27 protein-coding genes and 1 pseudogene are annotated in these 23,386 nt (G+C 62.7%); 16 read left to right on the plus strand and 12 right to left on the minus strand.

Features of this window, described 5'->3' with window-relative positions:
- Positions 1–416: 416 nt before the first annotated feature.
- From CO655_RS24035 to CO655_RS24045, 3 genes are all read right to left on the minus strand, one after another.
- Positions 417–1,682, minus strand: coding sequence for an NAD(P)/FAD-dependent oxidoreductase (locus CO655_RS24035; protein ID WP_097667145.1), 1,266 nt, complete (start codon positions 1,680–1,682; stop codon positions 417–419).
- A gap of 241 nt (positions 1,683–1,923) precedes the next feature.
- Positions 1,924–2,415, minus strand: coding sequence for a BA14K family protein (locus CO655_RS24040; protein WP_097667098.1), 492 nt, complete (start codon positions 2,413–2,415; stop codon positions 1,924–1,926).
- A gap of 281 nt (positions 2,416–2,696) precedes the next feature.
- Entirely contained in the window at positions 2,697–3,161 is a 465-nt protein-coding gene (locus CO655_RS24045; RefSeq protein WP_097579000.1) for an Lrp/AsnC family transcriptional regulator, read from the minus strand.
- Positions 3,162–3,315: 154 nt separating this feature from the next.
- Between CO655_RS24045 and CO655_RS24050 the strand changes: the two genes are divergently transcribed.
- The 4 genes from CO655_RS24050 to CO655_RS24065 all read left to right on the plus strand — a co-directional run bounded on the left by CO655_RS24050 (position 3,316) and on the right by CO655_RS24065 (position 7,215).
- Entirely contained in the window at positions 3,316–4,035 is a 720-nt protein-coding gene (locus tag CO655_RS24050; RefSeq protein WP_097605038.1) for an aspartate/glutamate racemase family protein, read from the plus strand.
- Positions 4,036–4,271: 236 nt separating this feature from the next.
- Positions 4,272–5,189 carry a helix-turn-helix domain-containing GNAT family N-acetyltransferase gene (locus CO655_RS24055; protein WP_097667100.1) on the plus strand — a complete coding sequence of 306 codons (918 nt, stop codon included), beginning with the start codon at positions 4,272–4,274 and terminating at the stop codon, positions 5,187–5,189.
- A 60-nt stretch (positions 5,190–5,249) separates the two neighbouring features.
- Positions 5,250–5,867, plus strand: a complete 618-nt coding sequence (locus CO655_RS24060) for a TetR/AcrR family transcriptional regulator (RefSeq protein ID WP_097605036.1) — start codon at positions 5,250–5,252, stop codon at positions 5,865–5,867.
- A 133-nt stretch (positions 5,868–6,000) separates the two neighbouring features.
- Complete coding sequence (locus CO655_RS24065; protein WP_097667102.1) at positions 6,001–7,215, plus strand: MFS transporter; 1,215 nt, start codon at positions 6,001–6,003, stop codon at positions 7,213–7,215.
- Here the strand turns inward: CO655_RS24065 and CO655_RS24070 are convergent.
- A complete protein-coding gene (locus tag CO655_RS24070; protein WP_097605034.1) occupies positions 7,212–7,628 on the minus strand; it encodes a helix-turn-helix domain-containing protein in 417 nt (138 codons plus the stop codon). The genes CO655_RS24065 and CO655_RS24070 overlap by 4 nt on opposite strands.
- A 123-nt stretch (positions 7,629–7,751) precedes the next feature.
- Between CO655_RS24070 and CO655_RS24075 the strand changes: the two genes are divergently transcribed.
- On the plus strand, positions 7,752–8,657 hold the full coding sequence (locus CO655_RS24075) for an SDR family oxidoreductase (RefSeq protein WP_097667104.1): 906 nt from the start codon (positions 7,752–7,754) through the stop codon (positions 8,655–8,657).
- A gap of 357 nt (positions 8,658–9,014) precedes the next feature.
- On the opposite strand, the gene CO655_RS24080 is transcribed toward CO655_RS24075, so the two are convergent.
- The gene (locus CO655_RS24080) at positions 9,015–9,767 is read right to left on the minus strand and encodes a pyridoxine 5'-phosphate synthase (protein WP_097667106.1); all 753 of its coding nucleotides are present in this window, start codon (positions 9,765–9,767) and stop codon (positions 9,015–9,017) included.
- A 455-nt stretch (positions 9,768–10,222) separates the two neighbouring features.
- On the opposite strand from CO655_RS24080, the gene CO655_RS24085 reads away from it, so the two are divergent.
- Entirely contained in the window at positions 10,223–10,915 is a 693-nt protein-coding gene (locus tag CO655_RS24085) for a MerR family transcriptional regulator (RefSeq protein WP_097605031.1), read from the plus strand.
- A 52-nt stretch (positions 10,916–10,967) separates the two neighbouring features.
- On the opposite strand, the gene CO655_RS24090 is transcribed toward CO655_RS24085, so the two are convergent.
- Positions 10,968–12,095, minus strand: a complete 1,128-nt coding sequence (locus CO655_RS24090) for an ATP-dependent RecD-like DNA helicase (RefSeq protein WP_097578864.1) — start codon at positions 12,093–12,095, stop codon at positions 10,968–10,970.
- Between the two features lie 172 nt (positions 12,096–12,267).
- Between CO655_RS24090 and CO655_RS24100 the strand changes: the two genes are divergently transcribed.
- Positions 12,268–12,981: a thioredoxin family protein gene (locus CO655_RS24100; RefSeq protein WP_141514352.1), complete on the plus strand. Its 714-nt coding sequence runs from the start codon at positions 12,268–12,270 to the stop codon at positions 12,979–12,981.
- Between the two features lie 55 nt (positions 12,982–13,036).
- Here the strand turns inward: CO655_RS24100 and CO655_RS24105 are convergent, their stop codons facing one another.
- Positions 13,037–13,942, minus strand: a complete 906-nt coding sequence (locus CO655_RS24105) for a LysR family transcriptional regulator (RefSeq protein ID WP_097667110.1) — start codon at positions 13,940–13,942, stop codon at positions 13,037–13,039.
- A gap of 131 nt (positions 13,943–14,073) precedes the next feature.
- Between CO655_RS24105 and CO655_RS24110 the strand changes: the two genes are divergently transcribed.
- The 4 genes from CO655_RS24110 (at position 14,074) to CO655_RS24125 (ending at position 17,402) form a co-directional block, all read left to right on the plus strand.
- Entirely contained in the window at positions 14,074–14,553 is a 480-nt protein-coding gene (locus CO655_RS24110; protein ID WP_097667112.1) for a carboxymuconolactone decarboxylase family protein, read from the plus strand.
- Between the two features lie 68 nt (positions 14,554–14,621).
- Complete coding sequence (locus CO655_RS24115) at positions 14,622–15,377, plus strand: SDR family oxidoreductase (RefSeq protein WP_097667114.1); 756 nt, start codon at positions 14,622–14,624, stop codon at positions 15,375–15,377.
- Positions 15,378–15,411: 34 nt separating this feature from the next.
- A complete protein-coding gene (locus CO655_RS24120) occupies positions 15,412–15,828 on the plus strand; it encodes a cupin domain-containing protein (protein WP_010031950.1) in 417 nt (138 codons plus the stop codon).
- A gap of 92 nt (positions 15,829–15,920) precedes the next feature.
- Entirely contained in the window at positions 15,921–17,402 is a 1,482-nt protein-coding gene (locus CO655_RS24125) for a mechanosensitive ion channel family protein (protein ID WP_010031951.1), read from the plus strand.
- Positions 17,403–17,417: 15 nt separating this feature from the next.
- Here CO655_RS24125 and CO655_RS24130 read toward each other — a convergent pair whose 3' ends face one another.
- Positions 17,418–17,906: an Rrf2 family transcriptional regulator gene (locus tag CO655_RS24130; RefSeq protein WP_097667116.1), complete on the minus strand. Its 489-nt coding sequence runs from the start codon at positions 17,904–17,906 to the stop codon at positions 17,418–17,420.
- A 212-nt stretch (positions 17,907–18,118) separates the two neighbouring features.
- On the opposite strand from CO655_RS24130, the gene CO655_RS24135 reads away from it, so the two are divergent.
- From CO655_RS24135 to CO655_RS24145, 3 genes are read left to right on the plus strand one after another with little or no spacing between them, the layout of a single operon-like run.
- Positions 18,119–18,499 carry a hypothetical protein gene (locus CO655_RS24135; RefSeq protein ID WP_009996856.1) on the plus strand — a complete coding sequence of 127 codons (381 nt, stop codon included), beginning with the start codon at positions 18,119–18,121 and terminating at the stop codon, positions 18,497–18,499.
- A 21-nt stretch (positions 18,500–18,520) separates the two neighbouring features.
- Positions 18,521–19,036, plus strand: a complete 516-nt coding sequence (locus tag CO655_RS24140) for an RNA polymerase sigma factor (RefSeq protein ID WP_097667118.1) — start codon at positions 18,521–18,523, stop codon at positions 19,034–19,036.
- Positions 19,033–19,815 (plus strand): anti-sigma factor, encoded by a 783-nt coding sequence (locus tag CO655_RS24145; protein WP_010030086.1) that lies wholly within the window; start codon positions 19,033–19,035, stop codon positions 19,813–19,815. Before CO655_RS24140 ends, CO655_RS24145 begins: the two co-directional genes overlap by 4 nt.
- Positions 19,816–19,818: 3 nt before the next feature.
- Here the strand turns inward: CO655_RS24145 and CO655_RS24150 are convergent, their stop codons facing one another.
- From CO655_RS24150 to nthA, 3 genes are read right to left on the minus strand one after another with little or no spacing between them, the layout of a single operon-like run.
- The gene (locus CO655_RS24150; protein ID WP_097605022.1) at positions 19,819–20,190 is read right to left on the minus strand and encodes a nitrile hydratase accessory protein; all 372 of its coding nucleotides are present in this window, start codon (positions 20,188–20,190) and stop codon (positions 19,819–19,821) included.
- Positions 20,177–20,836: a nitrile hydratase subunit beta gene (gene nthB / locus CO655_RS24155; protein WP_097605021.1), complete on the minus strand. Its 660-nt coding sequence runs from the start codon at positions 20,834–20,836 to the stop codon at positions 20,177–20,179. Before nthB ends, CO655_RS24150 begins: the two co-directional genes overlap by 14 nt.
- Positions 20,833–21,465, minus strand: coding sequence for a nitrile hydratase subunit alpha (nthA, locus tag CO655_RS24160; protein WP_010028340.1), 633 nt, complete (start codon positions 21,463–21,465; stop codon positions 20,833–20,835). The genes nthB and nthA overlap by 4 nt, the downstream gene beginning before the upstream one ends.
- A 343-nt stretch (positions 21,466–21,808) precedes the next feature.
- Here nthA and CO655_RS24165 point away from each other — a divergent pair.
- Together CO655_RS24165 and CO655_RS24170 are read left to right on the plus strand one after the other, a co-directional pair.
- Positions 21,809–22,207: pseudogene (locus tag CO655_RS24165) on the plus strand (DoxX-like family protein); the annotation flags it as partial.
- Entirely contained in the window at positions 22,207–22,683 is a 477-nt protein-coding gene (locus CO655_RS24170; protein WP_097667120.1) for a DUF2269 domain-containing protein, read from the plus strand. The pseudogene CO655_RS24165 and the gene CO655_RS24170, both read left to right, overlap by 1 nt.
- Here the strand turns inward: CO655_RS24170 and CO655_RS24175 are convergent.
- Entirely contained in the window at positions 22,675–23,268 is a 594-nt protein-coding gene (locus CO655_RS24175; protein ID WP_097667122.1) for a LysE family translocator, read from the minus strand. The two genes, CO655_RS24170 and CO655_RS24175, sit on opposite strands and share 9 nt — an antisense overlap.
- Positions 23,269–23,386: the final 118 nt, after the last annotated feature.

Raw genomic sequence — 23,386 nt, forward strand, 5'->3', positions numbered from 1 at the left:
TGTCCGTTGTTACGGCTGGATACGATGCCCCAGGTGGTGGGCAGACGCGGGCGGGATGCTAAGGGCGTGTGGGGAGATGTGTCAAGGTTTGGCGTGCGCGCCGGGCACACCGATCAGCCCTCATGGTAAGGAGGCCCATAGGCCGTCTCGAACCACGAGGGCGGGTGGCTGGGCGGCACGCGATATCGCCGGTAGAGATTAGGCATCCCCCGCCCTCATCCCTGTGCCCTCAGGGCTTCGCCCAAGGGATGTCACAGGGTTCCAGCAAGCCCAAGTCCTGGGCGCGAAAGACCTTCGTTCATGGAAGTCATTCACGGCGCGGACGCGCCGTGGCTGGATTCCTGTGACAGGCACAGGAATGACGGAGGAGAGGTACGCCGTGTGGCACCCCTCTCCCGCTGTCTTCCAACTTGAGCCTACCCCTCCTCCCACATCGTCTCCCGCTGCGTGATCAGCCGGGCGCTGTGCTGGCCGCTCAGATAGATCCACAGCCAGTTCCAGGCGACGGCAAAGCGCGAGCGGGTGCCGATCAGGAAGTAGATATGGGCGATGCCCCAGATCCACCAGGCGATCCAGCCCTTGAGCTTGATCCGGCCGAAATCGATGATCGCCGCACTCTGGCCGATCGTTGCCAGGCTCCCCTGATGCCAATATTTGAAAGGCGCAGGCGCCGGTTTGCCGGACAGGCGGGCGCGGATGACTTTTGCCACATAGCCACCCTGCTGCTTGGCGGCGGGCGCTATGCCAGGCACGGGCTTGCCATCCTCTCGCATGACAGAGGCCGTATCACCGATAATGAAGACATCAGGCAGGCCCGGCGCGCTCAAATCCTTCTCGACGATGGCGCGCCCTGCACGGTCGGCCGGAATATCGAGCCACCGCGCCGCCGGTGAGGCGGTGACGCCGGCCGCCCAGACGATCGTGCGGCTGGGCGTGAAAGTCTCGCCTATTCGGACACCGTCGGCGCTGCACTCGGTGACCGGCTTGCCGAGAAGCACCTCGACCCCCAGTTTCTCCAGCGCCTTTTGCGCATAGGCCGAAAGCTCTTCGGCGAAGGTCGGCAGCACCCGCGGGCCGGCCTCGACGAGCACCACACGGGTCTTGCGCGTATCGATATTGCGGAACTCCTTCGGCAGCGTGAAATGCGCGAGCTCGGCGATGATCCCGGCGAGCTCGACCCCGGTCGGCCCGGCGCCGACAATGGTGAAGGTCAGAAGCGCGTCGCGCACGGCGGGATCGGCCTCCATCTCCGCCTTCTCGAAAGCGAGCAGCACGCGGCGGCGGATCGTCGTTGCATCCTCAAGCGTCTTCAGACCCGGCGCCACCGGCTCCCATTCGTCACGGCCGAAATAGGCATGCGTCGCCCCGGTCGCCAACACCAGCGTGTCATAACCGAGAGTCATGCCGTTGCGTAACGACACGGTCTTGGTGCCGCTATCGACACCGGTGACCTCGCCGAGCAGCACCGTCACGTCGGGCCGGTCGGCATAGAGGCGGCGGATCGGCCAGGCGATCTCCGAAGTGGAGAGAATGGTCGTCGCCACCTGATAGAGCAGCGGCTGGAAGAGATGATGATTGCGCCGGTCGACGAGCGTGATCTTCACGCCTGCGCCCTTCAACCCGTTGACCAGCTGCAGCCCGCCGAAACCGCCACCGACAACGACGACCTGATGATCGCTCATGACCTGCCCCTTTTGCGCCATTTCGCTGAAGGCCAATGTGGCTTTTGCAGCGAATGTTGCAACCACCGTTTCGGCATGCCTGCCCTGCGCCGCCGGCAGTCGAGGCGACGCAGGATTATTGGCTTCTCGTCCAATTGGACCGAGCGAAACCTGTGAAGCGGAAGTCACGCGGAATTATCACTGCCCAGACCGGGTTGCGGTTGGGTTCACATAGACATGGCGCAGACGCGTAACCTGCCGATCAATAGGGACCGATGCACTGGCGACGGGGTCCGTAATAGGGCTGGAAGGTATTGTCGTAAGCCCTGTACGAACGATAGCGCGCATAGCACCAGGCCTCGTGGTTTCCCCTTCCGTAATACGCAGGCGATGCATAGGTGCGGTAGGGCGGGCTATAATAGCGGCCATAATAACGGTAGGGCGGACCATAATAGCGGTATGGCGAACCGTAGTAGCGGTACGGCGAGCCATAATAGCCGTAGGGCGAACCGTAATAGGAGCCATAGCGAGGCTGTGCCAATGCGCTGCCGATGATCGTGCTGACAGCTAGACCACCCAAAGCCCAGCCCAAATCCGCTCCACGACGATGATGGCGGTGACCGCGCCATCGCACATGCTCTATCTGCTGCTGAGCTTCGATCCGGGGCGGATTGATAGCCGGAAATGCCTGGGCCGGGGTGACGCCGGAGCTACCGATGATCAAGCATAACGCGGCGACAGTTAGCTTTCTCATGACTGTCCTCCTCTACTCCTCAGGAGGAGGACACATCTTCCCCCTCTTGAACCAAAGGTGAACGCAATATGTCGAAAATCGTTCCGTATCGGGGCAAATAATTGCCATCGGTGACGCTGGCGCTATCACTTCGCCAGGCAATCGAGCCGTGCTTTTTCCAGGATATTATAGACTTGCCTTATGCTGTGCGGGACGCCCGGACCAGAGCAGTTTATCTCCTGGCAGGACATAGCTATGAATATCGCTGTTGCGCATAATATCGCAGCCCTCGAAATACCGGCTTACCGCGCGTAGCCCACGGGTATCGCCATTCCATGTTTCAATTCTTCCATCGAGATCGACGCTGAAACGTCGAAGAGTTCCAGCTTGCGCACGATCTGCTTATAAATCACGTCGTAATGCTCGACGCGCGGCAGCACGATCTTCAGGATGTAATCGTGGTTTCCGGTCAGCCGGTGCGCCTCGACGATCTCGGGGATGTCGCTGATGATCCGACGGAAGGCTTCCGTCCATTCGTCGGAATGGTGGGCCGTCTTGACGAGGGCGAAGACCGTTGTCGGCACGCCCATGCGTTCGCGGTCCAGCACGATGATGCGCCGAGCGATATGGCCGCTTTCTTCCAGCCGCTGAATGCGCCGCGAGCAGGCCGAGACCGACAGCGCCACGCGCTCGGCGAGATCGGTCACGGATATGCCGGCATTTTTCTGCAGCATGTCGAGAATGCGTCTGTCACGATCATCAAGCATGGTGTGAAATGAACCCTGCGCTCTCAATTTGCGCCAATCGGCCAATCGATGCAAAATAATAGCACGTTTTCCTCATAAAGGACAAACAATGCAAACACGCCGCGCGACCATTGCGGCATCATTTTCGAAACTCGAAGCATGGGAGCACGAAGAGATGGAAACGATCGGCCTGATCGGCGGCATGAGTTTCGAAAGTTCGGCGGTTTACTACCGCCTGGTCAACGAGATGGTGCGCGCGCGCCGCGGCGGCCTCGCCTCGGCCGAACTCATTCTGCATTCGGTCAATTTCGAGGAGATCGTCGCGCTTCAGAAGGCCGGCGACTGGGCTGGAGCGGCCCGCCGTCTCGGCGAGGTGGCCGAGCGCCTGCAGGCTGGCGGCGCCGGCTGCATCTTGATCTGCACCAACACCATGCATCTGATCGCCGATAAGGTCGCGGCAAAAATCTCCGTACCGCTGATCCATATCATCGACGAGACGGCGAAATCGCTGCATGCCGCCGGCCACAAGCGGCCGCTGCTGCTTGCGACCCGCTACACGATGGAGCACGGCTTCTACGCCGAGCGGATGAAAAGCCTTGGCCTCGACATCATGGTGCCCGACGCCGCCGACCGCACCACCGTGCACGACATCATCTTCAACGAACTCTGCGCCGGCAAGGTGCGCGACAGTTCGCGCGAGAAGCTGATCGATATCATCGACCGCGCCGTGGAGCACGGCGCCGACAGCATCATCCTCGGCTGCACCGAGATCTGCCTGATCCTCGATCCCGACCGCCTGCCGCTGCCGGGCTTCGACACCACCGCAATCCACGCAAGGGCGGCGGTCGATTTCGCCCTTGGCACGGAGGATGCGGAGGCGGAAGAGGCTGCGTGAGGCATCTATAATTTAGTTGACTCAGTCAACTAAATGCATGACAAATGTCTTCATGCGGAGATCTTTTGTCAGTTTGTTGGCACGTCGGCCACCCCTCCTTCCGTCATGCTCGGGCTCGTCCCGAGCATCTGCCTCCGTTCGATAGGGCAGCAGATCCTCGGCACAAGGCCGAGGATGACGGCGAGCGAGGAGCGGGCTTGTCAACAATCTGGCGAGGTCTCCCTCTGGAGATCACCATGTCCGATACCGCCCTCATCGAAACCGCCCGCGATTTCAACCGCTTCTATACGAATTTCCTCGGCCTGCTGAACAAGGCATATCTCGACTCACCCTACACGCTGACGGATGCCCGCATTCTCTTCGAGATCGGCTCGCATGAGGGCGTCAGCGCCACCGCACTTGCCCGCGACCTGCATCTCGATCCGGCCTATCTCAGCCGCATCCTCAAGCGTTTCCGCGCCGAGGGACTGATCGAAACCAACCCCGATCCGGCCGATTTGCGGAGCCAGATCATCACTGTCACCGAACGGGGACATGCGCAGTTCGAGGAACTCGGCCGGCGCGCCAATGCGCAGATCGCCGCCCGTTTCGACACTCTTGCGACCGGCGAGCCACAGGCGGTCGTCTCCGCCATGAACAGAATCCGCGCCCTGCTCGACCCGGCCGCCAAGCCCGCCCCCGCCGTCATCCGCGCCCACCGCGCCGGCGATATCGGCTGGATCGTTCATAGCCAGAGCCGCTTTTACACCGAGGAATATGGCTGGGACCTGCGTTTCGAGGCGCTGGTCGCCGAGGTCGCCGGCAAATTCCTCGCCAATTTCGATCCCGAGAAAGAATATTGCTGGATCGCCGAACGCGGCGGCGTCAATGTCGGCTCGGTCCTCGTCACCAATGGCGCCGATGGCATCGCCAAGCTGCGGTTGCTCTATGTCGACAAATCGGCCCGCGGCCTCGGGCTCGGCAAGCTGCTGGTCGACGAATGCATCCGCTTCTGCAGGCAGAAGGGCTACCGCGAGCTTTCGCTCTGGACCAACGACATGCTGGAGACCGCCCGCGCCATCTATATCAAGGCCGGCTTCCGGCTTGTCTCCGAGGAGAGACATCGCATGTTCGGCCCGGAAGCCAACGGCCAGAGCTGGGTTCTCACCCTCTGAATTTGCTGCGTCGCAAAGTTTCGCTTGATTTGGAAACGATCATTTCCTAATTAGCTGGACATGAACGCAACGCACCTTCACGAGAAGACCCGAAGCCGCGGACGCCCGCGGGAATTCGACGCGGAGGCTGCACTCGATGCCGCCCTGCGCGTTTTTTCCGAACGCGGCTACCACGCCGCCTCGATCAGCGAGCTTACCGAAGCCATGGGGCTTGCCGCCGGCAGCGTCTACAAGGCGTTCGGCGATAAGCGCGGAATCTTCCTCGCCGCCTTCGACCGTTATCGCGCCGTGCGCCGCGGCCTGCTCGACGCCAGGCTCGCCGGCGCCGAGCGCGGCCGCGACAAGCTCCATGCGCTGATCACCTTCTTTGCCGGCTCGTCCCATGGTGAAATCGGCAGGCAGGGCTGCCTCGTCGTCGGCAGCGCCGGCGACCTCGCTCTCTTCGACGAGGAGGCGGCCGAACGCGTCGCCACCGCCTTCATGACCGACGAGACGCTTTTGGCCGACCTGATCCGCCTCGGTCAGTCCGACGGCTCGATTTCTTGGGATCTCGATGTTTCCGCCACATCGCTGGCGCTGCTCTGCCTCACCAAGGGCATGCGCGTCATCGGCAAGACGGGCCGCAGCGGCGAAGAAATGGCGGCCGCCGCCGAAGCCGCGATGAAACTGGTGACATGACATTCCCCCGGAGTGCCCGCCACTCCGGGGAGTGCTCGCACTCCCCGGAGTTGGCACCCTTGGGCCGCGGCAGGAAACGGGTGGCCGGCGGCAAGACGATTTGCGACTAATCCTTTCAATACCGGAGTTTCTGATGAGCATTTCAGCCACTACGCCGGATAATGCCATTCCACGAGCGCTATCCCCCTGGCTCACCTTTCTTTTCGCCGCCGCCTGCGGGCTGGTGGCGGCCAATCTCTATTATGGACAGCCGCTGGCCGGGCCGATCAGCGCCGATCTCGGCTTCACGCCGGCCGCAATAGGGCTGATCGTCACGCTGACGCAGATCGGCTACGGCCTCGGCCTGCTGCTGATCGTGCCGCTTGGCGACCTCACCGAAAACCGCCGTCTGGTGCTGCTGCTGATTGCCGTCTCCGCTCTCGCCCTGATCGGGGCCGCGCTGTCTTCGACGCCGGCCATGTTCCTCACCGCCTCGCTGTCGATCGGTCTTGCCTCGGTCGCCGTCCAGGTGCTCGTGCCTTTCGCCGCCAACATGGCGCCGGATGCGACGCGCGGCCAGGTCGTCGGCAATGTCATGAGCGGCCTGCTCTGCGGCATCATGCTGGCCCGCCCCTTCGCAAGCTTCGTCGCCGAGGCGTCGTCCTGGCACATGGTCTATTACGTCACCGCGGCGCTGATGCTCGTGCTTGCCGTCGTCCTGCGCGCCAACCTGCCGGTCCGTGTGCCGAAGACGAAGCTCGGCTATGGTGAACTGCTTGCCTCCATGGCGCATCTGGCGCTGACCTCGCGGGTGCTGCAGCGCCGCGCCCTCTACCAGGCCGGCATGTTCGGCGCCTTCAGCCTGTTCTGGACGACGACGCCGCTGCTGCTTGCAAGCCCGGCCTTCGGCCTGACACAGAACGGCATCGCCCTCTTCGCGCTTGCGGGGGCGGCCGGCGCCGTCGCCTCGCCGATCGCCGGCCGGCTTGCCGATCGCGGCATGACGAAGATCGCCTCGACGATCGCCATGCTGCTCGGCATGGCCTCCTTCCTGATCAGCCATTTCGCCGCCGACGGCTCGCTCACCGCGCTGATCCTGCTGACCGTCGCGGCGATCATGCTCGATTTCGGGGTGACGACCAACCTCGTCTGCGGCCAACGCGCCATCTATGGCCTGAACCCGGAACATCGCAGCCGGCTGAACGGCCTCTTCATGGCCACCTTCTTCGCCGGCGGCGCGCTCGGCTCGGCGCTCGGCGGCTGGGCCTATGCGACCGGCGGCTGGACGATGACCGCCTGGATCGGCTTCGCCTTCCCGGCGCTCGCCTTCCTGCTGTTCCTCACGGAACGGCGCGGGAAGCACGTCTAACTGTCGGCACCATCGAAACGCGCCCGGGCGGCACGGACGAAATCATGATTTGCCTCGGCCCAGTTCAAAAGCTGCGACAGCGGCTGGTAGAGCGAGCGGCCGAGATCGGTCATCGAATATTCGACGCTCGGCGGCTTGGTCGGGAAGACCTCGCGGGCGATATAACCGTCCCTCTGCAGATCGCGCAGCGTCTGCGTCAGCATGCGCTGCGAAATGTCGGGAAGCATCCGTCTGAGTTCGCCGAAGCGGCGGGGCTCGGCCGCCAGCACCTCGAGCAGCAGCGTCGACCACTTGCCGCCGATCTGCTGCATCATGTCTCGGACCGGACAATTGGAAAAATCGAGGCCGGCGAGATCGATCTCGCGCCGCGCCCCCGGCATCCTGTTCTTCAGACTGAGGACTGCGCCGCTCATCTGTTGGTTCCTTTTTGGTAACTTACAGCCGAAAAGCTGCCTCCTTTACACGGTGAAGTCAATTCCTATTCTAGAGTTAGTCTCTTTTTGAGACCAACGACCAACGCAGAAGGAAACGACTTCATGAGCGAAACCATCCTGGTCACCGGTGCTGCCGGACAGCTCGGCCAGCGCGTCATCCACCATCTCCTCGAGACCTATAAGGTCGCCCCCGGCGCGATCGTCGCTGCCACCCGCAATCCGGAAAAGCTCGCCGAACTCGCCAGCAAGGGCGTTCTCAGCCGCAAGGCCGATTTCGATGACGCGGCCGGCCTGGAACAGGCCTTCGCCGGCATCGACCGGCTGCTGATCATCAGCACCGATGCGCTCGACACCCCCGGCAAGCGCCTCGCCCAGCACAAGGCCGCCGTCGCCGCTGCCGTCAAGGCCGGCGTCAAGCACATTGCCTACACCTCGATGCCGGCGCCCGACAATTCGCTCGTCACCTTCGCACCCGACCATCTCGGCACCGAAAACGCCATCAAGGCAAGCGGCATCGCCTACACAATCTTCCGCAACGCCTGGTATCACGACAATTACATGCACAGCATGCCGCACAACCTGCAGGGCGGTAAATGGTATAGCGCCACCGGCAACGGCAAGGTCGCGAACATCTCGCGCGACGATTGCGCGCTCGCGATCGCCGCAGCCCTTGCCTCTGCCACCGCGGAAAGCGCCACCTACACGCTGACCGGCGCGGTGTCGCTCGCCAACCGGCAGATCTCCGCCATCATCTCCGAAGCATCAGGCAAGCCGCTCGAAGTGGTCGACGTCAATGACGAACAGCTCGGCCAGGGCATGCGCGGCGCCGGCCTCCCCGGCTTCATCGCCGACATGCTGGTCTCCGCCGACGCCAACATTCGCGCCGGCAATTTCGACATCGTCACCGGCGACTTCACCAAGCTGACCGGCAAACAGCCGCAGCCGCTGAAGGATTTCTTCGTGGCGCATAAGGCGGCGTTGACGACGGCCGGAGCTGGCGGGCACTGATAAGATTGGGGTGGCGACTGGCGTCACCCCTCTGGCCTGCGGGATGAGTCATTCACGGCGCGGACGCGCCGTGGCTGGTTCCTGTGACATCCCTTGGGCGAAGCCCTGAGGCGCACAGGAATGAGGAGGGTAAATTGAGCGCCTTCGCCGGAATTCCCGTCGCCATTGACACAGCGGTTGTGGGGAAGCACGACCTCTCCACCCTCATTCCTGTGCGCCTCAGGGCTTCGCCCAAGGGATGTCACAGGAATCCAGCGCGCCCAAGTCCTTGGGTGCAGGAGACTCAAAACGCGCTATATCCCTCACGGCCAACGCCGGGCCTCCCTCCACCGTCAAGAGCAGAGAGAAACGTCTTCCTCAAATCACCTGCCCGCAAGCCCGGCAGAACCGGCGCACTGTCTCGGCCATGCCATATTCCAGCGCATCGGCGGTCAACCCATGGCCGATCGAGACTTCGGCAAGCGCTGGAATGCGCTTAACCAATGCCGGCAGGTTCGCGACCGTCAGATCGTGACCGGCATTGACGGCTAGCCCGATGGCGAGCGCTGCATCCGCTGTCTTGCCGAGCGCTTCAAGGATCGGCGCTGCTCGTTCCGGCGCGTCGTAGCAGCCGCCATAAGGGCCGGTATAGAGTTCGATCCGGTCGGCGCCCGTCGCTTTCGCCAGCTTTACCGCTTCCGCATCCCCGTCGCCGTCGGCAAACAGCGACACCCGGCATCCCATCATCTTCAGCCGCGCGACGACATCGGTGAGGAACGCCTCGTGCTTGCGAAAATCCCAGCCATGATCGGAGGTCGCCTGCGCGGGATCGTCGGGCACCAGCGTCACCTGCTCGGGCGCAGCACCGGCGCAGAGTTCGAGGAACTCCTCGGTCGGATAACCCTCGATGTTGAACTCGGCCGCGGGAAATTCGTCGTCGATCAGGTTGCGGATGACCGGCAGGTCGGAAAAGCGGATGTGGCGCTGGTCGGGACGCGGATGCACCGTCAGCCCGCTGGCGCCGGAGGCAAGGGCGATTCGGCCGAGGGCTTCGACGCTCGGCCACGGCAGGTCGCGCCGGTTGCGAAGCATGGCGACGGCGTTGAGGTTCACGGAGAGCTTGGCGGGCATGGCGGGCATCCATCGGTCACGAAACGAGAGGCCCTGCTTTTAAGCCAAGTGTTGCGCGATGGCCAACGAGATTCGCAGATGGATGCGATGCCTTTTGCTGATGAAAGCCCTAGCATTTCCGCCCGGCAGCGGCCGCGTGCGTACCGCAAACAGTATTTCGCGTCGCCTTTCGAGACGACCGCCAGCCATTGCAGCGCAGCGCATGTTTTTCCGCACAGCAGCACGCAAACCCCGCGCGAAATGCCCTCGCGTTGCTATCCCATTTAAAAGAGATTATTTTTAGCACTTATAAAAAAGATCGTTCACGCATAACGTGGACATTGTGTCGCGTAAACGTAAGCCGCGTATTGCTTCTTTCCCATCGATAAGACCGCCTAGAGGAAACCCCACTCGCCGCGCCCGGGAAGCAACTGGCAAATCCGCATGAGGTGCAACAAGATGCCCTAGGAGGGTTCATGCCAGACGGTTCCAAACGCCTGTTTGCTGCCGCCGGTTTCGCTTCGGAGGCCCGGTCGAAATACCGGTTCCTGCCTTCGGCCGCGCTGCCGCCGGATCTACCGGAAGGTCCGGTACCGATTGCCGATATGGCCAACGCATTCGGCGTTACGCACAGGACGCTGCATTTCTACGAAGAGAAGGGATTGATTTCGGCCAATCGCATCGGCCTGATGCGGGTCTACGGCCAGGACGACGTCATGCGCATGGCTGTCATCACCGTCTGCCGCGAGACGGGCATGCCGATTGCCGTGATCCAGGAATTGATGGACGAGCTTCGCAAAGCCGATTCGCAGGAAGGGGCCGAGGCAATGTTCCGCGAAGCCCTGCAGGTGCGCAAGCGCGAGCTGACGGCGGAGATGTCGACGCTGCACCGCCAGCTCCAGCAGGTCGGCGATCTTCTCGATTACGATGGCGGCATCGAAACGCAACCGCTCAACGACAATCAGGATAACTCCAGTCTGACGCCGCAGGAAAGGCGTTGCCTGGAACTGATGGCGGAAGGCTACTCCACCCAGCGCATCGCCCGGGCACTCGACCTGAAACACGACGAGACGAGGGATCTCGAAGCCGGAATCATTTTGAAGTTCCGCGCCAACAACCGCTTCCAAGCCATCGCCAAGGCCGTCCTGCTCGGCATCGTGCAAGCCTGACCCGCATCAAGCCCGACGGCCGCCACCGTCCCCCTCCCCGCCAAAACCGGGTTCAGCGCACGATTGTCAGGGTCTCGGCCGCGCGCGTGATCGCGGTATAGAGCCAGCGTTCGCGCGTATCGCGAAAGGCCCAGCTCTCGTCGAAGAGCACGACGTCGTTCCATTGCGAGCCCTGCGCCTTGTGAACGGTCAGCGCATAGCCGTAGTCGAACTCGTCGTAGCGCTTGCGGGTGTTCCAGGGAATCTCGCCTTCGACATCCTCGAAGGCCTGTTTCAGAAGCTTGATCTTGGCCGCCCCGCGATCCATGTCGTCGTCCTCGGGGCGGACGAGCAGATTGATGCCGGGTTTCGTCGTTTCCTTCGACGAGGTCATCACCTGCCACAGCGAGCCGTTGAGCAGGCCCTTGGCCGGATCGTTCCTCAGGCAGACGAGCTTGTCGCCGGTCTGCGGATAATCGGCGTTAAAACCCTTCAACTCCCGCAGGCGCTGGTTGTAGCGCCGCCGCGTCCGGTTGGTGCCGACGAGCACCTGGTCGGCATCGAGCACCAGCTGCTGCGTCACCTCGCTCTTCGAAATAACCTTCGCCGTTCCGTAATCGCCATACATCACCTCGTTGCCCTCGCGCACCTGCATGGCGAGCTTGATGATCGGATTGTCGCGCGCCTGGCGGTGAATATCGGTGAGGAGGTAATCCGGTTCCTGATTGGTGAAGTAACCGCCACCCGACACCGGCGGCAGCTGGCCGGGATCGCCGAGCACCAGAATCGGCGTGCCGAAGCTCATTAGATCCTTGCCGAGCGCCTCGTCCACCATCGAGCATTCGTCGACGATGATCAGTGCGGCTTTCGCGACCGGGCTCTGCCGGTTGATCGAAAACATCGGCGCGATCGAGGTCTTGCCGGTTTCCTCGTCCTCCACCGCCTCCTCGCCGCGCGGCCGGTAGATCAGCGAATGGATCGTCCTGGCATTGGAGGCGCCGCGCGAGCGCAGCACCTGCGCGGCCTTGCCGGTGAAGGCGGCAAACAGTACATCGCCGTCGACATTTTCGGCGAAATGCCTGGCAAGCGTCGTCTTGCCCGTCCCGGCATAGCCGAACAGGCGAAAGAGCGGCGAGCGCCCTTCATTCAGCCATTTCGAAACAGCCTTGAGGGCTTCGTCTTGTTGCGGCGCAAATTGCATAGCCCGGCGACTTGGCAGGATTCGCAGCTGTTAGGCAAGGCGGAAACTGACGCGGCACGACCAGATTGACGGAGGGATGACCTACTTCATTAACTGCATCCAAGGTAGCACCAGTGACAAGCGTTGCAAAATCCTGCAAAGAGGTCTCCCCACGGTTGTGCTGTAGAATAAGATGATATCGCTCAAGAAAACTGCCTTTGCGTGCGCTGCCTTGGTTGGCGCGATCGGGATTGCCGCTGTGTTGGTTCCCGCTAAAGCCTCTTTCGCGCGAAAACCCATCGAAATTTTTCCAAGGGAAACGAGCGAAACATGCCGGGATGGGCGTGCCACGCTTTATGATCAGTGTTCTGATCAGGTCCAGATTTATCGAATGGCGGTGGCGAAGGCAGCTGCGGAGCACAAAACCGTGCTGGTCTCCTTCGGTGCTGAATGGTGCATATGGTGCCACGTCTTCGACGCCTATATCCATGGCGAGACGGATAAATTCACCTATCGCTTTGGCAGCCCGAGCCAGCCTGTACCCAGCCATACCGCAACACTTTACGAACGTCCGCCTTCCGATATCTCAAAAAGCGCCGAACGGCTTAACGCCTATGTGGCGGACAATTTCGTCGTGCTTCACATCGATCAGCAATATGCGAATGGCATGGATGTGCTCAACCTGACGGATGCCGCCGAACATCTCGGTTCTGGCATTCCGTTTATCTTCACCCTCGACCGAGACGGCAAATTCGCCGCCGAGCTTGTGCACGACACCGTCGAAGTGCGCCGAGACAGCGCCAACTGGTACAGAGGCTATGAGCGCGACAGGCTGCTGACCTCGCTGACTGCGATGCGCAACAAGGCTCAAGTTGCTTCTCCACTCGATACGCGAGTCGGGCAATAGGCCAATCCATCCGCCTCAATGCGAAGGCAATTTAATCGGGCCTTCCGGCGCAGGCTCAGCCGCTCGCGCACATGGACGGGTCCTGCGCCATGGCGCCGATGAGAAAATCCAGCACCGTCTTGACGCGTAGCGGCATGTTGCGCCGCGAGGGATAGACAACGGTGACCGGCAGCCGGCTTGGCTGATAGTTCTCCATCACGGGGATCAGCCGGCCGGCGGCGATATCAGGCCCGGCGATGATGTGCGAGAGCACCGCAAGACCCGCTCCGCCAAGGGCCGCCCGGTGAATGGCCACCGCATTGCAGGCGGTCAGCCGCGGCGAAATCCTGACCGATATGTCTTCCGAGCCATTCGAGAAGGACCAGCTATTGGCCTCGCCTGCCCTGTTGTAGCACAGGCATTCATGGTCCTTGATATCTCGGGGCGTGCACGGGGCGGCCTTGCGCGCGAGATAGGCGGGAGACGCGACGAGGAAGGCGGTCGTCCAGCCGATCCGCCGACAGACGAGGCTGCTGTCGGCGACCGGGCCGAGACGCACTTCGAGATCCAAGCGCTCCTCGATCATGTCGGAGCTTTGCTCCCTGAAGAGAAGCTCGACCGAGAGTTTCGGATGGGCGGCTAAGAAATCGCCGAGCCGCTCGCTGAGATAGAGGCCAAGCGGCGCTGGAACGCTGAGCCTGACCTTTCCGGACGCCATGGCGCCCTCAGAGCCGGCCGCATCGCCGAGTTCCTCCACCGCCTCAAGGATCCTGAGCGCCATCGGCAGCATGCGCTCCCCTTCCGCCGTCAGCGACAGGCCGCTCGTCGTACGATGCAGGAGGCGGGTGTTGAAATGGCTTTCGAGGGACGCAACCTGCCGCGAAACCGCCGGCTGCGTCACATCGAGATCATGCGCCGCCGCTGAGAACGAACCGGTCTCTGCGACGCGTTGGAAGGTCCGCAATGCCGAAACGATATCCATCCCTGCCCCCTCATACTTTTGCGCATAGGCATTATGCAGGCAAACTAGGTGAGAATGGCTTTACAGTCCAGCAATTAAGGATATCTTTTATCCATAAGGATATTAAATGTCCTTAATTGAGGAGAAACGACATGACCCAGCGATTGAATTACGCCCAGCAGTCCCCCGAACTTTTCAAGAAATTCATGGAATTCAGCATGGCGCTGAGAAGCAGCGTCATCGATGAGAAGCTGCAGGCCCTTATCGAGATCCGCGCCTCGCAGATCAACGGATGCGGCTTTTGCCTTGATATGCATGTGAAGCAGGCAAAGATCCATGGTGAGAGCGAGCTCCGACTCTATCACGTCGCCATCTGGCGGGAATCGAACCTGTTCGTTCCCCGCGAGCGCGCAGCCCTTGCCTGGACCGAAGCGCTGACCAAGCTGCCCGAAGGCGGCGTTCCCGACGAAATCTATGAGCGCGTGCGCGGCCAGCTTTCGGAGAAGGAAATCTCCGACCTGACCTTCGTCGTCATGGCCATCAATGCCTGGAACCGGGTCAATGTCGGCTTCAAGACCGTGCCCGGCTCGGCCGACAAGGCCTACGGCCTTGACAAGGCTGGCCTGAACTAACTCACGCAATTCATTGAGAAGATTCAGCTTTGACGCTGCCGCATGCCGGCAGCGAATGGAGATCTGTTATGAAAATCGTCGTCATCGGCGGAACCGGCCTCATCGGTTCGAAGACTGTCGAACGCCTGCGCACGCGCGGGCACGAGGTGATCGCCGCCTCGCCGAACTCCGGCGTCAACACGGTCACCGGAGAAGGTCTGGCGGAAGCGCTGACGAGCGCCGACGTCGTGCTCGACCTCGCCAATTCGCCCTCCTTCGAGAATAAGGCCGTGCTCGAATTCTTCGAGATGTCGGGCCGCAATCTTCTCGCCGCCGAAAAGACTGCCGGCGTGAAGCACCATATCGCGCTTTCCGTCGTCGGCACCGAACGGCTCCAGGACAGCGGCTATTTCCGCGGCAAGCTCGCCCAGGAACAGCTGATCAGGGCATCGGGCATTCCCTATACGATCGTGCATTCGACGCAGTTCATGGAATTCCTGAGCGGCATCGCCCAGTCGGGCACCGTCGGCCAGACGGTTCGCTTATCGCCCGCCTATGTGCAGCCGATCGCTTCCGACGACGTAGCCGACGCCATGGCCGACGTGGCGCTCTCCGCCCCAGCCAACAAAACGATCGAAATATCCGGCCCGGAACGGGTCCGGCTCAGCGAGCTCGTCGCCCGCTATCTCAAGGCGACGAAGGACCCGCGGATCGTCGAGGCCGACGCCGAGGCGAAATATTTCGGCGCCAGGCTGAACGACCAGTCCCTCGTTTCCGACGACGACCCGCGCCTCGGCTCGATCACCTTCGAGCAGTGGTTCGCCACATCCGTCCGGCCGAAGTGATCGGCCTCCTCCCCCTGCCAACAAGGAGATTCCCATGATCAAATCATCGTTCCTCGCCGCCGCCCTCGCCTTTCTGGCAGCCACCGGCGCTTCCGCCCATGACAGCAGCAAGTCCGCCAAGGTAACGCGCGTCTATGAGCACGAACTGCCGAACGTGCCGGGCAAGAGCATCAAGGGCGTGCTGGTCGAATACGGGCCCGGCGGCTTCTCCGAAGGCCACACCCATCCGGACTCGGCATTCATCTACGCCACCGTGCTGGAAGGATCGATCCGCAGCCAGGTCAATGACGGTCCGATCAAGACCTATCAGGCCGGCGAGAGCTTCTCGGAAATGCCTGGCGACCGCCATGACGTCAGCGCCAATGGCAGCGAGACGCAGCCGGCTCGCCTGCTCGCTGTCTTCGTCGTCGACACCGACCAGAAAGAATTGACCTATCCCCTCAAGAAGTAGGCAACCTCCAAGCCTGTCCGCGCGGGACCGATGCTTGCGCGGACAGCCGACATGCTCAATCATGTGCCGCCCGCCCTCCCGGAGACAGAGAGATGATCTACGACGCGCTCTTCGGCAAGCCACTGAATTCTCTCATTGCAGTCGGCTTCGCCGGCATCGTCGTCTGGTATTTCCTCTCCAGCCAGCGGCCGACGACGCGGCTGGTGGTGCAGATCCTGTTCTTCGGCGTGATGACGCTGATCCTCATCGGCAGCGGCATCGAACCTCACCGGTTTCAGGGATATGAGACGCAGGACCCTCAGGCCCTGCTCGTCATTCTCGCCAAATCGCTCTGGTGGGTTCACCTGGCATGGGCCGTCATCGGTTTCATCCGGCTCTATCTGGTGCTGGAAGGCAGCCCGCGCGAGGCCCGTCTGCTCCAGGATCTCGTCATTGGCGTCGTCTATATCGGCATGGTGCTTTCGATCCTCGCCTTCGTCTTCGGCGTGCCGATCGGAACCCTCGTCGCCACATCAGGCGTCGTCGCCATCATTCTCGGTCTCGCGCTGCAGAACACGCTGGCCGACGTCTTCTCCGGCATCGCGCTGACCCTCGGCCGGCCCTATATCATCGGCGACTGGATCCTTTTGAGCGACGGCACGGAAGGGCGCGTCGTCGAGAGCAACTGGCGCGCGACGCACATCCTGACCCCCGGCAACAATATCGTCGTGCTGCCGAACAGCTTTCTCGCCAAGCTCGGCCTGACCAATGTCAGCCGGCCGGACGAGACCCACCTCCTGATCCTCACTATCCGCATCGCCCCGACGCGCATGCCGGCCTCGATCCGACAGGTCATGTTGACGGCGCTGACGAGCTGCAACTCCATCGTGCGTGAGCCGCCGCCGGTGGTGGCCTTGAAGGAGCTTGACGCCACCGCGCTCGAAGTCGAGCTGCAATTCCGCGTGACGAGCCCCAGCCAGCGCGTGCCGGCGCGAAACGAAGTGCTCGATCTCGTCTACCGCCACTGCAAATCCGCCGGCCTGCTGCTCGCCGTCCCGCCCTCGGCCAGCATCCTTGCCGCAGACCTGCCGACCGAGGAAAACGCCAAGCCGCCGAGCGTGACGCCGCTTGCGCTGATCGAAGCCATTCCGGTCTTTGCGACGCTGACGGCGGAAGAAAAGGCAAAGCTCGCCGAAACCACGACTGCCCGGCAATTCCGCAAGGGCGACGTCATCGTACGGGAGGGCGAAATGCTGCCCGCGCTGATGATGGTGCGCGCCGGCATCATCGCCGCCCGGCATGCGGGCGAGGAACGCGGACGCTTGGCGCCCGGCGATTTCTTCGGCGAGACCGGCCTGCTCGCCGGCATGCAGGAAGTCTGCACCCTGGAGGCGCTGACGCCGGTGACGGCCTATGAAATCGACCAGGAGGCCTTCGCGCCGCTGCTTGCCGAACGCCCGGCGCTCGCCGAGGAAATCGCCGAACACCTCGCCGGCCGCGCCGAACGCTTCCGCGACGGCGCCGCCCTGCCCCCGGAACAGATCCGCAGCGCCCATGCCATCCTGAAGACCATCAGGACGATTTTCAGGGCCTAGGATTTCGCACGGACCTCAGCCGGCGCGCTTCAGCACCCATTCGAACGTGTCCTGCCAGATATTCGGCGGAACCTCTTCGGACAAGGTGCCGACGAGATCGGAGAGGCGTACACGCCTCAGCGTATCGCGCCAGGCCTCGTCGGCTTCCCACATGATGCGGGCGACCGCGCAAGGCTTGCTGTCGCAATAGCCTGCCGGCCGGCACGGATTGTTCTCGCGGATATTCGTGCAGGTGAAGCTGCGCGCCTTGCCCTCGACTGCCTCGACGATCTCGAGAAAATTGACCTCCGACGGCGCGCGCGCAAGCCTGTAGCCGCCGCTCGGGCCAAGCGTGGTTTCGACGAGGGAAGCCTGAGAAAGGCTCTGCAACGCCTTGGAGAGATATTCCTTCGGCAGGCCATGAAGCTCGGCCAGCGCCTTGGTGGAGAGATACCTGCCCTCGGGCAGGCCCGCGAGAATGGCACAGCAGTGCAGCGCCCACTCGACCTGGCTTTTCAGGATCATTCAACAACTCATCATGGCTGGCTCTGCGAGCGGAATTAAGGATATATGTTATCCGCAAATAGCCATGATGTAAATGACTGTAAAAGCAGGGTGTTGTGTGCGAATGACCATCCGCCCGCCATAAAACTTCTCCACGCGGGAATAAAACCGCCTCGTCTCGTGTCTCATCTCAGGTAGCGCGAAATCGCGTGCCCAACCCGAGGAGAAACACCATGAAGTCCGTGAAATTCCTGTCCGTCGCAGCGGCAGCCGCCTTTGCCGCGACCGCTGCTTTCGCCGCCGCGCCCGTCAAGGAAGTCGAGACTGCCAAGGGCAAGGTTCTTGCCGGCGAAAACGGCATGACCCTCTATACTTTCAAGAAGGACGCCAAGGGCGTTTCCAACTGCTACGACGATTGCGCCAAGAACTGGCCGCCGCTGATGGCCGCTTCCGATGCCAAGGCCGATGGTGCATATTCGATCATCGAACGCAAGGATGGCACGAAGCAATGGGCCAAGGACGGCATGCCGCTCTATTACTGGGTCAAGGACACCAAGGCCGGCGACATCACCGGCGACGGCGTCGGCGGCAACTGGGACCTTGCCAAGCCCTGATGTGACGGCAAGAGAGCTGGCGTGAAGACACCCGCACCCGAAAGTTTCGAGGGCCAGATCCTGGCCCTCCTTCCCTCGCTCAGGCGCTATTCGCGCAGCCTGACGCGCTCGGATGCCGATGGCGAGGATCTGCTTCAGGATTGCGTCGAGAAGGTGCTGGCGCGCCGCGGTCAATGGCGCGGCCTCAACTTGCGCGGCTGGGTCCTGACCATCATGACCAATCTTTACCGCAACGGCCGGCGCGGCAAGGCGCGCGACGGCATGCTCGAGCTCGACGCTGCAGGAGATATGGCAGCACCCGAAGCGCCGGCCGATCCGCTGGAACGCACCCGGCTCGATAACGCGCTGAACAGCCTTTCGGAGGAGTACCGCGCCGTGCTGATGCTCGTCGTCATCGAGGGATATAGCTATAGCGAGGTCGCCGCCGCGCTCGATATCCCCATCGGCACGGTGATGTCCCGCCTGTCGCGCGCCCGCCGGCGCGTCGCCGAACACCTGAAGGCCGATAACATCATTACGCTTCGGAGACCGAAATGAACGAGACCAACCCGATCGTCACCGAAGCCGATCTCCACGCCTATGCCGACGGCGAGTTGCCCGAAACGGCGCGCGCCCGCATTGAGGCCTATCTTGCCGACAATCCCGACGAGGCGGCGATGGTCGCCGAATGGCAGGCGCAGAACACGGGCATCCGCTCGCTCTTTGCCGGTTACGACAGGGCAAAGGACACCGATGCCCTGCTCGTCGCGCCGCCGCACGCCATCCCGTCGGTGCCGAACCGCTGGGCAGTCGCCGCCGCAGCGCTCGTCGTCTTCGCGCTCGGTGCCGTCAGCGGCCATTATGGCCCGGCCCTTCTGGCAAAGCCGGACCTGCAGTTAGCCGGTTCCGAAACCCTGCCGAAACAGGCCGAGACCGCCTTCACCGTCTATGCCGCCGAGGTTCGCCACCCGGTCGAGGTTTTCGCCGACGAGGAGGCCCATCTCGCCACCTGGCTCGGCAAGCGCCTGGCGATCCAGAACTTGAAGATCCCGAACCTGCAGCCGCTCGGCTTCAAGCTGGTCGGCGGCCGCCTGCTGCCGGTCGACGGCAGGCCCGGCGCCATGTTCATGTATGAGAACCAGGCCGGCGAGCGCCTGACCGTCATGGTCGGCCGCAACAAGGAAAACCGCACGACGAGCTTCCGCTTCGCCTCATCGGGCAAACTCGAAACCTTCTACTGGATCGACGGCGAACTTGGTTATGCCGTCACCGGCGAAATCTCGCGCGAGACCCTGCGCGGTGTGGCCGAGGAATGCTACCGGCAGTTCCCGTCGTGAGGATCAGCGCAGCGGATCGTTGGCGAGCTCGATCGGCTGCCCGTGCGGCGTCGCCTCGGCCGCCCGCTGCCAGCTTTTCTGCAGCTCGAGGATGGCGGATGCGTCGGCCACGCCGCGGCTGACCAGCAGCTCCGAAAGCGCCGCCACCCAACAGTCGAAATAGTCGCTGCCGTCTTCAGCCCGTCCGGGCTGATGCAATTGCCGCGAAAGCGTTTCCGCCCATTCGCTCCACGAAAACAGCCCCTTCTCATGCAGATGCACGGTCATGGCGAAGGCCTCGGCCGCCCAGGGTTCGGGAAAGACCGGCGCGCCCTCCGCAGATTTGGGCAGCCCGGGCGATTGGCTGAGCTCGGAGGCTATTTCACACACGCTCAAGATAGCTCTCCCACGCGTCGATCGAGACCGTCAGCGACGGGTCCGCGCCTTCGCCCCAGATCTCGCCACCGTCGAAAACGACGGTATAGAGCCATTGCGGGTTCTCGCCCTTGCCATGGGCATTATCATCGGGAAAGACGAAGGAGCCCTGCACCGCTTCGACGACGCCGGCCTTGGCGCGGGCATAGCGCGGCAATCGCGTATGGGTCGCCGGATTGAAATTCTTCGTCTTCACCCGCTCGCCGACCGCAAAGCGTGGCGCGCCATCCACCGGCCTGTCGCAAGGCCCGCCCTTGGCAAGCACGGCGGGCACCATCTCCGCCTTCAGCACCCGTTTCGGCGCCGTGCCATCCTGCAGCTTGTGTCCGGACAGCAACTCCTCGCGCGTCGCAAAGCCGTGTCGCGTGAGCAGCGTATCGACGCCGCGGATCCAGATCTCGTAATAGCTCGCCGCGAGGTAATCGGCCGGCGGGATATTCTCGCGCGCATGCCGGCTTTCATCGATCGTCCAGGCGCCGAAGGCCCCGCAGGAGAGCGTGATGCCGAGCGCCCGCTTTTCCCATTCGGCATGGAAATAGGGCTCGTCCTTCTCAGGCGCGACAGGCCCGAAGCCCATCTGCCCGCCGAGATCGTGCGGTCCGTTCATGACAGTGCCTCCGGGCTACCGGCCACCGCCGTGCCGATCATCGCATCGCGGCTGACGAGGCCGGCAAGTGCTGCCTCATCCATGCCCTCCGTGCCCTCCGGCCGCTCGGGGATCACGAGATAACGCAGCTCCGCCGTCGAATCCCAGACGCGGATCTTCTTGCCCTCCGGCAGGGTCAGGCCGAATTCGGCGAGCACGCCGCGCGGATCGATCACCGCCCGCGAACGATAGGCCGGTCCCTTGTACCAGACCGGCGGCAGGCCAAGCACCGACCAGGGATAACAGGAGCAGAGCGTGCAGACGACGAGGTTATGGGTCTCGGCCGTATTGAAGACGGCGCGCATATGCTCGCCCTGCCGGCCGGTATAACCGAGACTCGCGATCGCCGCCGTCGCATCGCGCCTCAGCCAGTCGGCAAAACCGGGATCGCTCCAGGCTTTCGCGACAACATGCGCGCCGTTCCGCGGCCCGACCTTGGTTTCGTAAGTCTCGACGATCGCATCGATGGCATGCGGATCGATCAGGCCCTTCTCCGTCAGCAGCGTTTCCAGCGCCTTCACGCGGGCCTGCATGTCGGAGTAGTGGTTGTCGTGGGCATGATCGTGGTGATGGTCGTGATCGTCGTGCAAGGCAATCTCCTCCCGGAACGGCGATCGGCCGCCCTGTTTCCTCGATGCGCGCGGTTCGCTCCTCCTCTTCTCCCCAGCGGGGGTCCGAAGGACGGGTTGAGACCCGTGGCTCAACCCCGGGCGGTGGCCCGAAGGGTCGGATGAGGGGGCCGCACGGCACGCCCTTTATGTTCCTCTTCGCTGCGCTCCGTGCATTCGCGGCTTTGCCGCTCATCCCCCTCATCTGCCTGCCGGCATCTTCTCCCCGCCGGGGAGAAGCGGAATCGTGGCAACGTCTCGCGCAACCTAACGGATCCTCATGAAACCGTCTCCGTTCCTTCTATCACACACCACAACCCCGCCAAGCCCTTCCGGCGTGCAGGATCTCTGGTTTGCCCGGCTCTATCTGCTGAAGCCGCTCATCATATCGGGCCTGTCGGCCTTCTGGCAGCTCTCCGGCCTGATCCCGCTGCTTTCGATGGAAAGGGCCTCGGCGCACTTCCTGCCCTTCATGCCGGAAGCGGCGGCAACGGCGCTGACGCTTGCCACCTGCATCATCGATGTGGCGCTTGGCGCCGCCGTGCTTGTTCGCCCGCTCGCCAGACGCGCCCTTCTCGGCATGCTCGCCGTCTCGTTGGCCTATCTCGCCGGTGGCAGCCTGCTCGAACCCGCGCTCTGGCTCGATCCGCTCGGTCCCCTCGTCAAGGTGCTGCCGTCGGTCCTGCTGACGCTGACGGCGCTTGCCATCCTGGATGAACGCTGATGCTCGAGGAATGGCTGCTGCTTGCCCATGTCGTCGGCGCGACCGTGCTCTTCGGCACCGGCGCCGGCATCGCCTTTTTCATGGTGATGGCGCACCGCACGCGTGATCCCGCCCTGATCGCTCATGTCGCCGGAACCGTCGTGATCGCCGATACAGTCTTTACCGCCACCGCCGCGATTCTCCAGTCGGTGACCGGCTATCTCCTCGCCCGCATGATCGGCTGGGACCTGTCGGAAGGCTGGATTGCGCTGTCGCTTCTGCTTTACGTCGTCACTGGCCTGTTTTGGCTGCCGGTCGTCTGGATCCAGATCCGCCTGCGTGATCTCGCCCGCGCTGCCGCGGCATCGACAAACGCGCTGCCGCCGGCCTATTTCAGCCTCTACCGCGTCTGGTTCGCTTTCGGCTTTCCGGCCTTCTCAGCCGTCATCGGCATTTTCTGGTTGATGCTGACGAAACCGTCGATTGCTCTATTTTAACATCGGCCAGAGGCTCGCCACCAGAAGCACGGCCATGGTGATGTTGAACCACTTCAGCCGCACGGGATCGGAAAGCCATTCCCTGAGTGCCGAGCCGAAGCCCGCCCAGGTCGAGACGCTCGGCACGTTGACCACCGCGAAAGCCAGGCCGACGATCAGCACGCTGGCAAGATAGAGTTCAGGATTGGTGTAGGTCGCCATCGCCGTAACCGCCATCACCCAAGCTTTCGGGTTGACCCACTGGAAGGCCGCCGCCGAGACGAAGGACATCGGCGCCGCACTGCTCCTGCCTTCGCTCAGCGAACGCGAGGCGGCGATCTTCCAGGCGATCCAGACAAGATAGGCGCCGCCGGCGAACTTCAGCACCGTATAGACCAGGGGCATCGTGTGCAGCAACGCGCCGAGCCCGAGGCCGACGCCGATCAGCAGCGAGAAGAAACCGGCGCCGATGCCGACCATATGCGGGATCGTCCTGCGGAAGCCGAAATTCACGCCCGAGGCAAAGAGCATCATGTTGTTCGGCCCCGGCGTGATCGACGTCGTGAAGGCGAAGAGAACAAGGGCGAAAAACGTATCCAGCGGCATGCAATCTCCCGAAGCCGGCTCTTTTCCCAGGCCCGCCTTATTTAGGTCAGCGTAACTGCCCTAAACTCTTGACGCCATTCCATCATTGTCATGGTGACAGGATTAGTTGAAAGATAAG

The sequence above is a fragment of the Rhizobium sp. M1 genome (assembly GCF_002531805.1).
GTDB lineage: Bacteria > Pseudomonadota > Alphaproteobacteria > Rhizobiales > Rhizobiaceae > Rhizobium > Rhizobium etli_C.

Coding starts and splice junctions, on each gene's coding strand:
- CO655_RS24175 (WP_097667122.1), bottom strand. CDS start 23,268: ATGCCGCTGGATACGTTTTTCGCCCTTGTTCTCTTCGCCTTCACGACG.
- CO655_RS24060 (WP_097605036.1), top strand. CDS start 5,250: ATGAACGCAACGCACCTTCACGAGAAGACCCGAAGCCGCGGACGCCCG.
- CO655_RS24085 (WP_097605031.1), top strand. CDS start 10,223: ATGCCAGACGGTTCCAAACGCCTGTTTGCTGCCGCCGGTTTCGCTTCG.
- CO655_RS24075 (WP_097667104.1), top strand. CDS start 7,752: ATGAGCGAAACCATCCTGGTCACCGGTGCTGCCGGACAGCTCGGCCAG.
- nthB (WP_097605021.1), bottom strand. CDS start 20,836: ATGAACGGACCGCACGATCTCGGCGGGCAGATGGGCTTCGGGCCTGTC.
- CO655_RS24040 (WP_097667098.1), bottom strand. CDS start 2,415: ATGAGAAAGCTAACTGTCGCCGCGTTATGCTTGATCATCGGTAGCTCC.
- CO655_RS24070 (WP_097605034.1), bottom strand. CDS start 7,628: ATGAGCGGCGCAGTCCTCAGTCTGAAGAACAGGATGCCGGGGGCGCGG.
- CO655_RS24105 (WP_097667110.1), bottom strand. CDS start 13,942: ATGGATATCGTTTCGGCATTGCGGACCTTCCAACGCGTCGCAGAGACC.
- CO655_RS24100 (WP_141514352.1), top strand. CDS start 12,268: ATGATATCGCTCAAGAAAACTGCCTTTGCGTGCGCTGCCTTGGTTGGC.
- CO655_RS24080 (WP_097667106.1), bottom strand. CDS start 9,767: ATGCCCGCCAAGCTCTCCGTGAACCTCAACGCCGTCGCCATGCTTCGC.
- CO655_RS24115 (WP_097667114.1), top strand. CDS start 14,622: ATGAAAATCGTCGTCATCGGCGGAACCGGCCTCATCGGTTCGAAGACT.
- CO655_RS24145 (WP_010030086.1), top strand. CDS start 19,033: ATGAACGAGACCAACCCGATCGTCACCGAAGCCGATCTCCACGCCTAT.
- CO655_RS24170 (WP_097667120.1), top strand. CDS start 22,207: ATGCTCGAGGAATGGCTGCTGCTTGCCCATGTCGTCGGCGCGACCGTG.
- CO655_RS24035 (WP_097667145.1), bottom strand. CDS start 1,682: ATGAGCGATCATCAGGTCGTCGTTGTCGGTGGCGGTTTCGGCGGGCTG.
- CO655_RS24125 (WP_010031951.1), top strand. CDS start 15,921: ATGATCTACGACGCGCTCTTCGGCAAGCCACTGAATTCTCTCATTGCA.
- CO655_RS24045 (WP_097579000.1), bottom strand. CDS start 3,161: ATGCTTGATGATCGTGACAGACGCATTCTCGACATGCTGCAGAAAAAT.
- CO655_RS24065 (WP_097667102.1), top strand. CDS start 6,001: ATGAGCATTTCAGCCACTACGCCGGATAATGCCATTCCACGAGCGCTA.
- CO655_RS24135 (WP_009996856.1), top strand. CDS start 18,119: ATGAAGTCCGTGAAATTCCTGTCCGTCGCAGCGGCAGCCGCCTTTGCC.
- CO655_RS24130 (WP_097667116.1), bottom strand. CDS start 17,906: ATGATCCTGAAAAGCCAGGTCGAGTGGGCGCTGCACTGCTGTGCCATT.
- CO655_RS24055 (WP_097667100.1), top strand. CDS start 4,272: ATGTCCGATACCGCCCTCATCGAAACCGCCCGCGATTTCAACCGCTTC.
- CO655_RS24090 (WP_097578864.1), bottom strand. CDS start 12,095: ATGCAATTTGCGCCGCAACAAGACGAAGCCCTCAAGGCTGTTTCGAAA.
- CO655_RS24120 (WP_010031950.1), top strand. CDS start 15,412: ATGATCAAATCATCGTTCCTCGCCGCCGCCCTCGCCTTTCTGGCAGCC.
- CO655_RS24110 (WP_097667112.1), top strand. CDS start 14,074: ATGACCCAGCGATTGAATTACGCCCAGCAGTCCCCCGAACTTTTCAAG.
- CO655_RS24050 (WP_097605038.1), top strand. CDS start 3,316: ATGGAAACGATCGGCCTGATCGGCGGCATGAGTTTCGAAAGTTCGGCG.